We start from the raw sequence: 13,101 nt of genomic DNA, 5'->3' as shown, positions 1-13,101 counted from the left end.
CGCCTTCCCTATCGGCTTAAATCCTACTATTTCTCCCTATTCGAAGACCATTTTCATGGATAACTACACAGAAGAACTTTTTCAAAGCTCACAATAATAGCTACAGCCTGCCCATTTGGCAAAGCCATTTTATTTAGATCTCAACCCATATTAACTTTGCCCGACAGGTCAGTAATCCGACGGCTGATAAGGACTCACCACCACGTTCACACGCTGCAGATCCTTCACCTCCGAATAGCCCGTCGACGCCATCGTCCGACGCAAAGCCCCAACGAAATTCAAGGAACCATCCGCGCGATGGGACGGCCCATAGAGGATCTCCTCCATCGTGCCCGAGGTCCCCACATAGGCCCTCTGCCCACGGGGCATATCCGGATGAGTCGCCTCAGACCCCCAATGCCAGCCCCGACCCGGAGCCTCCTCAGCGCGAGCCAAAGCCGCACCCAACATCACCGCATCCGCACCGCACGCAATCGCCCGGCACAGGTCACCCGAACGGCCAATGCCTCCATCAGCAATGACATGCACATAGCGGCCACCCGACTCATCCATATAGTCACGCCTCGCGGCCGCCACGTCCGCCAGGGCCGTTGCCATCGGGGCATGCACACCCAGTGATTGGCGGGTTGAATGCGCAGCGCCGCCACCAAAGCCCACCAGCACACCAGCTGCGCCGGTGCGCATCAAATGCAAGGCAGCAGTATCCGTGGACACCCCACCGACAATCACCGGAACATCCAGCTCATAAATAAAACGCTTGAGATTCAACGGCTCAGTACGTGAGGAAACGTGTTCAGCTGAAACAGTCGTTCCGCGAATCACAAAAAGGTCCACGCCCGCCTCAACGACAGCACGCCAATGTTCCTGCGTGCTCTGCGGGGAAAGCTTTCCCGCAACCACCACACCCGCTTCACGAATCTCGCGCAGTCGTTCGGTGATCAGCTCATTCTTAATGGGCTCGGAATAGATTTGCTGCAGGCGAGCAATCGAACGATCCACCGGCAAGGCAGCGATTTCTTCCAAAATCGCTTCAGGATTCTCATAGCGAGTCCATAAACCTTCCAGATCGAGCACGCCAATGCCCCCGAGGCGGCCAAATTGGATGACGGTCTGCGGACTCATCACCGAGTCCATTGGCGCAGCCATAATGGGAATATCCACGTGGTAGGCGTCAATCTGCCAACCGACATTGACGTCCTTCGGGTCACGAGTGCGCCGCGAAGGCACCAGGGCAATGTCATCAAGGGTGTAGGCGCGCCGCCCGCGTTTACCGCGGCCAATTTCCACTTCAGTGCTCACCTTGACAATTTTATCCAGATCCGAGCCTCCTGTGCTCCCCCGCACGCTGATGTGCACGCTCCCGATACGAGAAAGTCGGGGCCGATAGCGCACACTAGGATCAGTAGTGAAAATGCTTGCGCACGAAGGAGAACCTGCGATGACACTCTCGTGGACCGAGGTCCCCTGGATGGGTTTTGACACGGAAACAACTGGCGTTGATCCCAGCGCTGACCGCATTGTCACAGCCGCCCTCGTCCTGCGCATGGGCGGGGCCACCCCCGAGGGCGCCGACCACACCCACACGTGGCTGGCCGACCCCGGCGTCCCCATCCCCGAGGCCGCGAGCGCCGTCCACGGCATCAGCACCGAGTACGCACGCGAACACGGCCGCCCCATTGGCGACGTGATTGACGAGGTTGCCGCCACCCTCGTTGCCCACTGGCAGCGCGGTTTCCCCGTGGTGGCCTTCAACGCCCCCTATGACATGACGATCCTTGACGCTGAACTGGCCCGTCACGGCCTAGCGACCCTGGATGAGCGCCTGGCAGGTGCTCCCATGTTCGTTGTCGATCCCCTTGTGCTTGACCGCCATTTTGACCGCTTCCGTAAGGGCAAGAAGACGTTGACAACCATGGCGCCCGCCTACGGCGTGGAGGCTGACGACGACGCCCACACGGCCGAGGTTGACGTTGCCATGACCTTGGATGTGCTGGGGGCGATGGCGCATAAGATCGAGGCCCTCGCAGGGTTGAGCCCTGCGCAGTTGCATGAGCTTCAGGTGCGAGCCCACGCCGAATGGGCCGAAGATTTTGAAGGCTATCTGCGTCGCCAGGGTCGCGATGCGCATATTTCTCGCGCTTGGCCGCGCTCCTGAAGCTGCGGCTTATTCACGCGACAGGAGATCGGTCCAGGTGTGGCGTCCACCCACCAGAGAGGCGAAGTCGTCATTTTGGTCGGCAATGGCCGCATCGGTTGCGGGGTTACCGACCAGGTGAGCGAGCACGTCAGGGTGGGCGGTGATGGCGCCAATGCCCGCGCGAACAAGTTCTAGAACCTGCTCGGAGTTCTTGAAGGAGGCTGCGAGCACATCGGAGTCGAGTTCATGGGTGCGCAGCATCTTGTGGATATCCGCTGCCACGCGCACGCCATCAATACCGTAGTTGTCCATGCGGTTGACGTAGGGAGCAATGTACTTGGCACCTGCCTTGGCTGCCATAAAGCCCTGCATGGAGGAGTGGATGCCCGTAGCGGTCACGCGGAAACCCAGATCGGTCACTCGGGGAATGGCGGCGTAGCCTTCACGGGTGACGGGGATCTTAACGTAGAGGTCATTGCCCAGCTCGGCGCACAGGGCCTTGGCCTCGGCAATCATCCCCTCGGTGGTGGTAGAGACCAGCTGGACGTGCAGCTGGGCGCGGGCGGGCAGAAGCTCGCGGATCTCACGTAAGACCTCAACCGGGTCCTTTCCCACGCGCGACAGAATCGTCGGGTTGGTGGTAACGCCGTCTACGGGCAGGTAGGACAGGACGTCGGCAATGGCGGCGACATCTGCATCGTCAATGAGGATCAGCATTGATTTCCCTCTGTTCTGCTTGAGTCGTGAGCGCTGCGAGGCACTCACATCATTATTTATCTCTCAAGATACCCTAGCCTCTGCCCACCACAAGGGGACTCAGTACCTGATCGATCCGGCAGATGCCACCAGGCCAGCCAGCGCCTGACATATCCTCCGCAGCTCCGAGTTGAGCGCCCTACTCCCCCGCTTGAGCGCCCTACTCCCCCGCTTGAGCGCAGACTGGACACCAGCCGCACCACCACGCTCTTCACACACGCAAGCGGGGCCGCACACGAAAGCGGGGCCGCAGTCGCGACCCCGCCCTCGTCAGACACTACAGCTCAGCGTTACTTCGCACCCTGACCGTGGTAGTTCGGGGCCTCTGTCGTCATCTGCACGTCGTGCGGATGTGACTCGCGCAGGCCTGCCGAGGTGATGCGCACGAAGCGGCCATTGGCCTTGACCTGCTCAATAGTGGAGGCACCCAGGTAGAACATGGTCTGATGCAGGCCGCCGACCAGCTGGTAGACCACGGAGGCAAGCGCGCCGGTGAAAGGCACCTGGCCTTCAATCCCCTCGGGCACGATCTTGTCGTCGGAGGACACATCGGCCTGGAAGTAGCGGTCCTTGGAGTAGGACTTGCGCCCGCGCGAACTCATCGCGCCCAGGGAGCCCATGCCGCGGTAGCGCTTGTACTGCTTACCGTTGGTGAAGACCAGCTCACCGGGGGATTCCTCGCAACCGGCCAGCAGGGAGCCAAGCATGACCGTGTCAGCACCGGCCACCAAGGCCTTACCGATGTCACCCGAGTACTGCAGGCCACCATCAGCGATCAAAGGAACACCGGCGGGCTTGCAGGCCTTGGCCGCCAGGTAGATGGCAGTCACCTGGGGCACACCCACGCCTGCGACCACGCGAGTCGTGCAGATGGAGCCGGGACCAACGCCGACTTTGACGGCGTCCACGCCAGCATCAATGAGGGCCTGAGCGCCCTCCGTGGTGGCGACGTTACCGCCGATGACGTCGATCCCCTCAAAGCGCGGGTCAGACTTGATGCGCTTGACCATTTCGATCTCCAGGCGAGCACCACCATTGGCGGTGTCCACGACGAGGACGTCCACGCCTGCCTCGGCCAGCGCGATGGCGCGCTCCCAGGAATCGCCGTAGAAGCCGATGGCAGCACCGACAATGAGTCGGCCGCGAGCGTCCTTGGTGGCGTTGGGGTACTGCTCAGTCTTGACGAAGTCCTTGACGGTGATGAGGCCCATCAGGCGGTTGTCGTCATCGACGATGGGGAGCTTTTCCACGCGATGCTCGGCCAGCAGGGCCTTGGCGTCCTCGCGGGAGATCCCCACATGGCCGGTGACGAGGCGCTCGCGGGGGGTCATGCAGTCCGAGACGGTCAGGCGAGACCAGTCCTGGGGTGGCACGAAACGCAGGTCGCGGTTGGTGATAATGCCCAGCAGGGAGCCGTCTTCAGCAACGACGGGCAGACCCGAAACGCGGTAGTGGCCGCAGAGCTTGTCGAGTTCTTCAATGGTGGCATCGGGGCTGACGGTGACGGGGTCGTCAACCATGCCCGATTCGGAGCGCTTCACCTGGCGGACCTGGTGAGCTTGTTCTTCAATGGACAGATTACGGTGAAGGATGCCGATGCCGCCTTGGCGGGCCATGGCGATGGCCATGCGGGCTTCGGTCACGGTATCCATTGCTGCGGAGATGAGCGGGATACGCAGGGTGATGTTCTTCGTCAGTCGGGAGCTGGTGTTCACTTCGGAGGGCACCACATCCGTTAATTCAGGAAGAAGCAGGACGTCGTCGTAGGTGAGGCCGGTCAGAGCGAAGGGGTCTGTGTCGTCAAAGTGTCCCATGAGCCAATGTTAGGCGCTGGAGTGTTTGCTCAAAAACCTCAGATCGGATTCTGAGCCTCGGGGTGGCGAGTTTCACCCCGAGGCCTCCTTTCAGTCAAGGTAGATGAACACCGGCGCCAGGTGCCCGTGCTTGAGGGCGCTGGCAATGGAGGGGGCGAGCGGCAGGCGTGCAAGCATGAGCGGGGGCAAAAGACCGTAGAGCATTCCGTGCCGGTGGTGCAGCATCTCCCATCCGGTCGCTGGCGAGGTCGATGCCTCCTGCCCCTTGCGCGCCTCCCATTGGCCTGGCCCGCGCCGCAGATGCAGATCCGCCCAGGTCATCGCCGTAGCGAAATCAGCGCTGAGCTGGGTTAACCACTCATCCCTACCACCCGCGTACTCCAGGGTTTTCCCGAGGGCTTCAGCTGCGCTGACGGCCTCGGCCAGCGGGCAGAAGGCTGGCGGGCACTCTAGGGCATCGTCTGTGGCCACGACACCCGTGGAGGCGAAGGTTGCAAGGGGGGAAATAACGGGAGAGAAGCCCTCCTCCTCACCCTTCCAGGATGCCTTCATTGCCCAGCGGTAGATACCCCATGCGCTGGTGAGCAGCCATTCGGGCGCCTCATCACCGGCCTCAACCAGGTGGGCTCGCAAGAACAGGAGCTGGCGCACCCAGGTGAAGTACACGCCACTGTGGGACGCGGGGCTGATGGGGGCGACGAGGGCGGCAGAGGAGGTCGCGCCTCGCCCTCGTTGGACTGTGTCAGCGGCAGGATCGGCGTTGTTTCCTTCATCAGCCGATGTGGGGAGGCAGTCCCCGCCTTCTGTGATTGTGGTGGCCCGCAGCGGCAGGGCCCCTACGGGGAGGCTGCGCGCGAGGGCACTGGCGACGGCGCGGGCACGGTCAGCCCACAGGCGTTCACCGGTGACCTCGGCAGCGAGAATGTAAATGCCGATGGCGGCCACATTCGTGGCCAGTTCATAGCCGTGGTCTTCGCGCGTCGAGCCCAGGAGGCCGTAGCGCGGATCCCAGTGCCTCCGCTCATGTTCACTGAGAAGGGAGAGGAGATCCTCTGCTGCCCCTTCGATTCCCAGGAGGGTGGCGTGAGCGGAGGCTTCAATGAGGGCGAGAGCTTCGCGAGCGCTGAGCTTGCGGGCACACGAGGCTTCAGCTTGCCGCGCACGTGTTGCACGCCCTGCCTCGTCGTGGAGGATTTCGGTACTGCGGAGGCAGTGATAGAGCTGGCCTGCCTGGCTCGTGATCTGCCCCGTGTCCATGGGTGTGAGTGTCCATGGGGCATAGAGGGCGGCACTGCACCACAGTGAGGCCAGGTGGGCACGCTCAACCACCTGGCACCCCGCCGCCTGCGCGTCATCTTCGCTGAGCGCATCTGTGGGCGTGTGGGTCATTGCGGTGATGAGAAGACGGATTTCTTCGTCGAATTCCGTGCGGACGGCCGGGTGGGACCATGGAGTCTGCATGTTCAGCTCCTTCGCTGGCATGGAGGGTGCCCAGAGGTTGGGGGAACGGTGCCTACGCTGGCACCGCAGGACTCTGGAGCTGCGCTAGTTGACGAGGTCGGGGCAGGGCCCTTCCTCGCGGGAGAGTGCGAGCATTTCTTCAACGCAGGCTGCCAACGAGCGGACTCGTTGGATCCGGGGGTCAAGGATGCGGGGAGCTTCAGCGCTGACGAGGATGATATTGAACTCAAATCCGTCAAGGCTGCTCTCAATGAGTGTTTCGCAGCGGGCGCCGCGTCCCATCATGATGACGCTGTGGGGCTTCTTGGCGTTGAGGTGGGCGCGGAGGCGTTCTTGAGCTTCCTGCCCGGCGTGTTGGCCTGTGTCGAGGATAGACGTGGGGATCCCGTTCCATTCGAGGGCGACCCCTGTCACGTGAGCTGCCAGCATAACATCATGGTCGGCGACGATGACGGCTGGCTGGTAGGTCATGGATGTGTCGTCGCATTGGTGGGAGAGCTGTGCCAGCACGCGCAACACCGCCACAGTCAGCATGGCTGAGGGGGCATAGCCGGGCTTTTGCCCGTCTTCGGAGGAGTAGATCCTATCCAGTGCCGGCTCGAGGAGGTCCGCCCAGGTATGGACGAGGCCGTTGGCGGCGATGGCAATTCCAAGAAGGTTCTCGAGGGCGGTGAGTTCACCTGAGGATGCGCAGCGGAGAATATCTTCGACGGCCGGGGGGTTTGTGTGGTCGTAGGCGATCGCTCCTGGCATCGCGTTGAGCAAGCGTTTGGCTGCTTCGGAGGCTGCTACGCCCGAGCGGATCATCTCGACCATACGTTTGAGGAGGGCGACGTCCTCGGGGGTGTATCGGCGGTGTGCGCCTGAGCGGCGGCTGGTTGGGCCCATGCCGTAACGGCGCTCCCATGTGCGCAGTGTGGAGGCGGAGACACCGAGTTTGACGGCGACGGCTGCGACGCTGAGGGGGGCTTCAACGGAGTCGGCAGCAGTGATTGTGGTGAGTGTTGCACGAGGCATTCCGCTTCCTCCCTTCAGTGTTGTGGTGTGTGCTGCGGTGTCTGCTGGGGCCGCTGCAGCGGGTTCATTTTTCTTTCATCTTCGATTGTGGCCCTTTTGAAGCTCTCGTGCCACCGGAATGAAAAAGGAAATCTCGAACTTGCGCATACATTGTTCATCAGCGAACACTCAGGAAGCAAATTTCTTTCTCAGGAAACTCTCAGACTTGTGGATTGTTCTGAGAAATCGCCATAAGTTTTTCTCTGCTACTTGAACAAGGCATGCGCAACTCTGTAGTGTTACATGTGTTCAAAACGGGAGGAGCCCCTCCCCTACCCCGACCGCGAAAGGAAGGGACCCCATGACCGATGTTTCACGCTTGCCCGGTCCAATGATCGACGCATGGGAGTGGCAGTATCAGGGGGCATGCCGCGAGGTCGACACCGAGCAGTTCTTCCACCCCGAAGGCGAACGAGGCTCCACTCGCCGCCGCCGCGCAGCCGCCGCCAAGGCCATCTGCGCCACCTGCCCGGTCCTTGAGCAGTGCCGACAGCACGCACTCTCCACCCAAGAGCCCTACGGCATCTGGGGTGGAATGACCGAAGAAGAACGTCGCGAATACATCCAGGCACGCCGCACCAAGCGCAGCGCCTGATACACAGCGCGCAGCGCCGGACACACAGCCCCACAAAGAGCCTCTCCGCCGGAGAGGCTCTTTTGCTATGCAACAACAGGGCTAAACAAGAAAAGGCCAGGCTCTAGCGAAGTATTCCTCACTCCACACCGCCACAGGGGCCTCAGCCAACACCACCCCCGCAACACAACAGTGCCGCCCTCGTTCACACGAGGGCGGCACTGGAGGCTCTCAGAAGATCTGTTCAAGCACAACCATTCCGGCAGGCTCGCAGATCAGGTCAGAGTGTTCAGCGCTCAACGACAGCCAGGACGTCGCGGGCCGAGAGGATCTGGTATTCCTCGCCTGCGTACTTGACCTCGGTGCCACCGTAACGGCTGTAGATCACGACATCGCCAACCTTGACATCCATAGGGATACGCTGACCGTTGTCATCAACGCGGCCGGGGCCCACAGCAAGAACCTCGCCCTCCTGGGGCTTTTCCTTGGCGGTATCAGGGATCACCAGGCCAGAGGCGGTGGTGCGCTCAGCTTCCACCTGCTTGATGACAATACGGTCTTCGAGAGGCTTGATAGTGATGGACACTTCGCCACTACCTTTCTTCATTCACACATTGGCCCTGCATTACTGCCGTCGCGGGGGTCAGTTCTGCGGGGGAGGCTGGCGGTCAGGCGCAGCCGATCACATCCAGCTTAGAACCCTATTGGCACTCTGACAACCTGAGTGCCAAAAGCGCGGGCCGCCCTCACCCTCCCCAACACCGCCCCTATCCCACACTTTGCCCACCTCACGCACCCACCAACTACCATGGGAACGTGACCTCCCCCATCGCCCTCGTCCTCGACAGCCCCGGCGCAGAACTACTGGCCGAATGGGACACCAACCCTGAGCGCCACTCGATGAGCGCCTTCGAACTCAATGCCGCACTGCGCACCCAAGGCGCATCTGCCGAGGTCGCAGCCGCCGTCATCACCCAATGCGAACTCCGCGACCGCGCCGAAGCAAAACTCGGCCCCCTAGCCCGACGCCTCCTCTTCACCCGCGACGGCATTGAGCAAGCCACACGCCTTGCCGTCGCCACCGCCCACGCGCAGCGTTTCGCCGCGTCAGGGGCGCACACCATCGCTGATCTGGGCTGCGGGAACGGCGGCGACTCCCTCACCTTCCTCCTCGCCGGCCTCAATGTCCTCGCCGTCGATATTGATCCCGACGCGGCCGCCGCAGCCCGCTGGAACCTTCAAGCTGTGGCCGCCACCCTCCCCACACCACCGGATGCCACGGTCATCGAAGCTGACGTCACCATCATGGACGTACCCGGCCTGGCCGCGCAGGGCGTCGACGCCATCTTCGCCGACCCCGCCCGACGCACCGGTGCTGCAAAAGGCTCAGCCCGCATCCTCTCCCCCGAGCAATGGTCCCCCTCTCTCCCAACCGTCCTCTCCTGGCGCGCATCCTACGAACGCATCGGCATCAAACTCGCCCCCGGCATTGACCACACCGACCTGCCCGCTGACTGCCACGCACAGTGGGCCAGCGTCGACGGGAACCTCGTCGAAGCCGCCCTGTGGACCCCCGCCCTCGCGCCCGAAGGAGCTGGCCGCTCCGCCCTCGTCCTTCGCGGCGAAACGACGCACGTCCTCACCGACCCCCAGATTCACGAGGCCACCGCCCCCGTCCCCCAGGCACCCACCGGCGCCCTCGGGGCAATGATCGCCGAGCCCGACCCCGCAGTCATTCGCTCAGGCACCGTGCGCGCCCTCGCCGAAGAACTCGGCGCGCACCTGATCTCCGACAAGATCGCCTACCTCAGCGGCGACACTCTGCCCTCCACTCCCTTTGCAGCACGCTTTGAGGTGTGCGAGGTCGTTGCCCTCCGTCCCAAAGCCATCACCGCCGCACTGCGGGCAATGGACGTGGGGCAAGTCGAGGTGAAAAAGCGCGGCGCTGACCTGGATCCTGCGGCTCTGCGTTCAGCGTTGAAGCTCTCCGGTTCTCAGGAGGCCACAGTGATCGCCACGCGTATTGCGGGGCGGCATCGGGCGATTATTGCCCGGCGCGTGCGCGACTAAAAACTAGGGGCCGCCCGTTAAAAGGCGCACTTTCAGGCGCGTGGCGAGCCGACACGAGCTGCACGCAGCCCTCCGGACCTGCACGGAACAACAGCCCGCAGGAAATACAGGCCAAGCAACCCCGTTCAGGTCACACTCAGCTCAGCGGCCTGCAGGAAGCATCGACGTCTGCGTCAGCGGCATGCCTGAATCGGGCGAGAAATCCCAATCAGAGGGCTCCACACCAGCGCGCACAAGCTCCGTGCCCATGGCAGCAATCTGAGCACCATTATCGGTGCAAAAACGCAGCGGAGGCATGCGTACAGTCAGGCCAGCGGCATCGGCACGCTCGGCCAGCAGGGCGCGCAGGCGAGAATTCGCGGAGAAACCACCGCCCACCACAATGGTGTCACAGCCGTGATCGAGGGCTGCGCGCACGGCCTTCGCCGTCAGAGAATCATTGATCGCCTCAGAAAAGCCCGCACAGATATTCTCTGGATGAATGGCTTCTCCGCGTTCGCGGGCACCCTCAATGTAGCGGGCGACGGCAGTTTTCAGGCCGGAGAAAGAGAAGTCATACTTATGACGTTCCTTGTCTTTACCTGCGGCCAGACCTCGGGGGAAGCGAATCGCATCACGGTCCCCCTGCTGAGAGAGTCGGTCAACGTGCGGCCCACCCGGGTAGGGCAGATCCAGCAGGCGCCCAACCTTATCGAAGGCCTCACCCGCAGCATCATCAAGCGTGCCGCCCAGTTCACGCACGTCAGTGGCAATGTCATTGACCAGCAGCAGATTCGAATGCCCCCCGGAGACAACCAAGCCAATGAAGCGCTCCGGCAGCGGCCCATCAGCGAGCTTATCGACGGCGAGGTGCCCAATGACGTGATTGACGCCGTAGAGAGGCTTACCAATCGCAGTGGCCAGGGCTTTAGCTGCGCAAATACCCACGGTGAGTGAGCCAACCAAACCCGGTCCCGCTGCGACGGCCACGGCGTCGACCTCGTCAAGCGTCACTCCGGCCTCGTCAAGAGCAGCGTGCAAAGTGGGGAGGAAGGATTCAAGGTGAGCGCGAGAGGCGATCTCGGGGATGATACCGCCATAGCGGGCGTATTCATCCATCGACGTGGCGGTGCGGTCCGCCAGTAGTTCACACCCGCGCACGAGGGCGACGCCGGTTTCGTCGCAGGTGGATTCGATGCCGAGGATCAGGGGTTCTTGGGGTGTTGTCGACTCACTCACCCGCTTATTCTAGCCCGCGGTTAGTGGGGTGCTGACGGTAGCGTCGCTCACGCTGGTGCGGCAGTTCCTGCCTGAGTGGGTGCCTCTCTGGAACGATCGCTGAGCCTCAGCTGGATTCAAGCGCTCATATTCTGGCCGTGTTCCCCTCGCATCTGCCGTGTTCCCCTCGCCCTCCCAGTTAGGTGACAGTTGTTGTCTTGCGTGACCACTACGCCTGCTCCACAAGGCAACAAATGCTCCGCCACGCAACAACTGTCACGTAACGATGCCAACACTGGCATTTCCACGTCCAACGGAAAGTTATCCACAGCTTGACGCGATCGTTTGCTGAGCGCCTGTGAATTCGACACCATCGAAGTGAGACAGTTTCACATGAAAAAAGGAAACGAGCATGGCTATCACCTCTGAAATGGTTGAATCCACTGCTGCGGCACTCATTCACGCCGAACGCGACCTCTATCCCTCCTTGCGCACTCGTATTTCCTCTCATGAGTACGCCAAAATCTTTCGCGGTTTCTGGCTGCCCCTCGAATTCCTTGACTCTTTCGACTACCTGTGGCAACGCCAAGAGGTGGTGAATATTGCCCGCATCCTCACGAGCCAACGCTTGCTCAATGGTGGCGTTTTTGCCCGAACCTCTGCTGCGATTCTCCACGGGGTTGGGATCCTTCAGGGCAATCCTGATGTTCATATTCAGATAGCTGATGGCGGGTCGCGCCGTCGTGTTCGCATGCCTGCAGTGCGCCTCAGTCCACAGCGCTTGGCTCCCGCTGTGAGCATTCAGCGCCACTGTGGAACACCCGTGAGTACCGAGATGTGGGAATTTGCAGGGTTGCCACTGACCTCAAGGCGTGCAACCTTGGTCGATTCTGCGCGTTTCATGCCCTCACGCGAGGCAATCGCCGTGGGTTCCGCTTTGCTGCGTCAAGAAACCCAGTTCCGACGAGGGGATGTTGCCTCCCTCGAACGGGCGCAGAAAGTCGGACAGGAACTGCTCACCTTCATGGAGGATTCGCCCGTGAGCTATCGTCGCGCACGAGGCCGCCGCCTCCTCGAGTTGATGAATCCCGCATGTGAATCCCCTGCTGAGGGAAGTTTCCTGTGGGCCCTCCATGCCTTTAGCGCTGATGCTTGGGATCTCCAGTATCAGGTTGGCAGCGTTTCGGGCGACAGCCTTCAGGGGCGAACACAGCAACGTTTTTACTACCTTGACTTTGCTCAGCTTGCTGCACACGTCGCCATTGAAATCGAAGGCGAGAGCAAGCTAGGCCCAACAGAAACTGAGCAAAGAGTGAGGGCCCGTGAGCTCCTCATGCGAGGCACGGATGTGTCTGGTCAGGGCTGGCGGATCATTTACGTACCCGCTGCGCTTGCCCTGGGCGATCCTCGACTCTTACGGAGATTCCTCAGTGAGCAGGCGCCTCATCTCTTCCCGCGGAACCGGCTCATCCCTATTGCTCTACAAGATTCATGGATGTCACTGAGCTAGCCGCCTACGCTGCGCGCTGGCACTGACAGACACTCCAGACCATGCTACGAGAACAGCCAGCCCAGGCAGAGGCGCCTGCCAGAGGCGCCTGCCAAAGACCTGAAGGAAGTTAGGTGACAGTTGTTGTCTTGCGTGACCACTACACCTGCCCCACAAGGCAACAAATGCTCCACAACGCAACAACCGTCACAAAAGTCAAGGTTCAGAGCCGCCGTAAAGACACTCATCCCCTCCCCCGAACCACAACCCAGGACACTTCAAACGGAGAAAGCAGCCAGCCCAGCCAGAGGCGCTTACCAGCGGCGCCTGCCAAAGACCTGAAGGAAGTTAGGTGACAGTTGTTGTCTTGCGTGACCACTACACCTGCTCCACAAGGCAACAAATGCTCCACAACGCAACAACCGTCACAAAAGTCAAGGTTCAGAGCCGCCGTGGAGAGATTCAGGACGGGTCGAGGACAGTTCGGGACGCCCCGCAGATAGATCACGATAGGTCAGGACAGATCGTGGCCAGGTCATGCCATATC

The 13,101-nt window shown here is 61.6% G+C and carries 11 protein-coding genes; 4 read left to right on the top strand and 7 right to left on the bottom strand.

Annotated elements, in window-relative coordinates:
* Positions 1–168: 168 nt before the first annotated feature.
* On the bottom strand, positions 169–1,299 hold the full coding sequence (locus tag HWX48_RS03675; protein ID WP_175954736.1) for a GuaB3 family IMP dehydrogenase-related protein: 1,131 nt from the start codon (positions 1,297–1,299) through the stop codon (positions 169–171).
* A 139-nt stretch (positions 1,300–1,438) separates the two neighbouring features.
* Between HWX48_RS03675 and HWX48_RS03670 the strand changes: the two genes are divergently transcribed.
* Entirely contained in the window at positions 1,439–2,155 is a 717-nt protein-coding gene (locus HWX48_RS03670; protein ID WP_175954735.1) for an exonuclease domain-containing protein, read from the top strand.
* Positions 2,156–2,164: 9 nt separating this feature from the next.
* Here HWX48_RS03670 and HWX48_RS03665 read toward each other — a convergent pair whose 3' ends face one another.
* From HWX48_RS03665 to HWX48_RS03650, 4 genes are all read right to left on the bottom strand, one after another.
* Positions 2,165–2,854: a transaldolase family protein gene (locus HWX48_RS03665; RefSeq protein WP_175954733.1), complete on the bottom strand. Its 690-nt coding sequence runs from the start codon at positions 2,852–2,854 to the stop codon at positions 2,165–2,167.
* 329 nt (positions 2,855–3,183) lie between these two features.
* Positions 3,184–4,707 carry an IMP dehydrogenase gene (guaB, locus tag HWX48_RS03660; protein WP_175954731.1) on the bottom strand — a complete coding sequence of 508 codons (1,524 nt, stop codon included), beginning with the start codon at positions 4,705–4,707 and terminating at the stop codon, positions 3,184–3,186.
* 90 nt (positions 4,708–4,797) lie between these two features.
* The gene (locus HWX48_RS03655; protein WP_175954729.1) at positions 4,798–6,168 is read right to left on the bottom strand and encodes a hypothetical protein; all 1,371 of its coding nucleotides are present in this window, start codon (positions 6,166–6,168) and stop codon (positions 4,798–4,800) included.
* 84 nt (positions 6,169–6,252) lie between these two features.
* Positions 6,253–7,185, bottom strand: a complete 933-nt coding sequence (locus HWX48_RS03650; RefSeq protein ID WP_175954728.1) for a MerR family transcriptional regulator — start codon at positions 7,183–7,185, stop codon at positions 6,253–6,255.
* Positions 7,186–7,525: 340 nt separating this feature from the next.
* Between HWX48_RS03650 and HWX48_RS03645 the strand changes: the two genes are divergently transcribed.
* Positions 7,526–7,819 carry a WhiB family transcriptional regulator gene (locus tag HWX48_RS03645; protein ID WP_175954726.1) on the top strand — a complete coding sequence of 98 codons (294 nt, stop codon included), beginning with the start codon at positions 7,526–7,528 and terminating at the stop codon, positions 7,817–7,819.
* Between the two features lie 268 nt (positions 7,820–8,087).
* Here the strand turns inward: HWX48_RS03645 and groES are convergent, their stop codons facing one another.
* Positions 8,088–8,384: a co-chaperone GroES gene (gene groES / locus HWX48_RS03640; protein WP_175954723.1), complete on the bottom strand. Its 297-nt coding sequence runs from the start codon at positions 8,382–8,384 to the stop codon at positions 8,088–8,090.
* 230 nt (positions 8,385–8,614) lie between these two features.
* Here groES and HWX48_RS03635 point away from each other — a divergent pair, with 230 nt between their 5' ends.
* Positions 8,615–9,868, top strand: coding sequence for a class I SAM-dependent methyltransferase (locus HWX48_RS03635; RefSeq protein WP_254872942.1), 1,254 nt, complete (start codon positions 8,615–8,617; stop codon positions 9,866–9,868).
* Between the two features lie 141 nt (positions 9,869–10,009).
* Here HWX48_RS03635 and tsaD read toward each other — a convergent pair whose 3' ends face one another.
* Entirely contained in the window at positions 10,010–11,086 is a 1,077-nt protein-coding gene (tsaD, locus tag HWX48_RS03630; RefSeq protein WP_175954721.1) for a tRNA (adenosine(37)-N6)-threonylcarbamoyltransferase complex transferase subunit TsaD, read from the bottom strand.
* Between the two features lie 391 nt (positions 11,087–11,477).
* Between tsaD and HWX48_RS03625 the strand changes: the two genes are divergently transcribed.
* Positions 11,478–12,575, top strand: a complete 1,098-nt coding sequence (locus tag HWX48_RS03625) for a hypothetical protein (protein WP_175954719.1) — start codon at positions 11,478–11,480, stop codon at positions 12,573–12,575.
* Positions 12,576–13,101 lie beyond the last annotated feature (526 nt).

The organism is Schaalia sp. Marseille-Q2122 (assembly GCF_903645355.1).
In the GTDB taxonomy this organism is placed as follows: Bacteria; Actinomycetota; Actinomycetes; order Actinomycetales; family Actinomycetaceae; genus Pauljensenia.
This window is presented reverse-complemented; position numbering and strand designations above follow the sequence as displayed.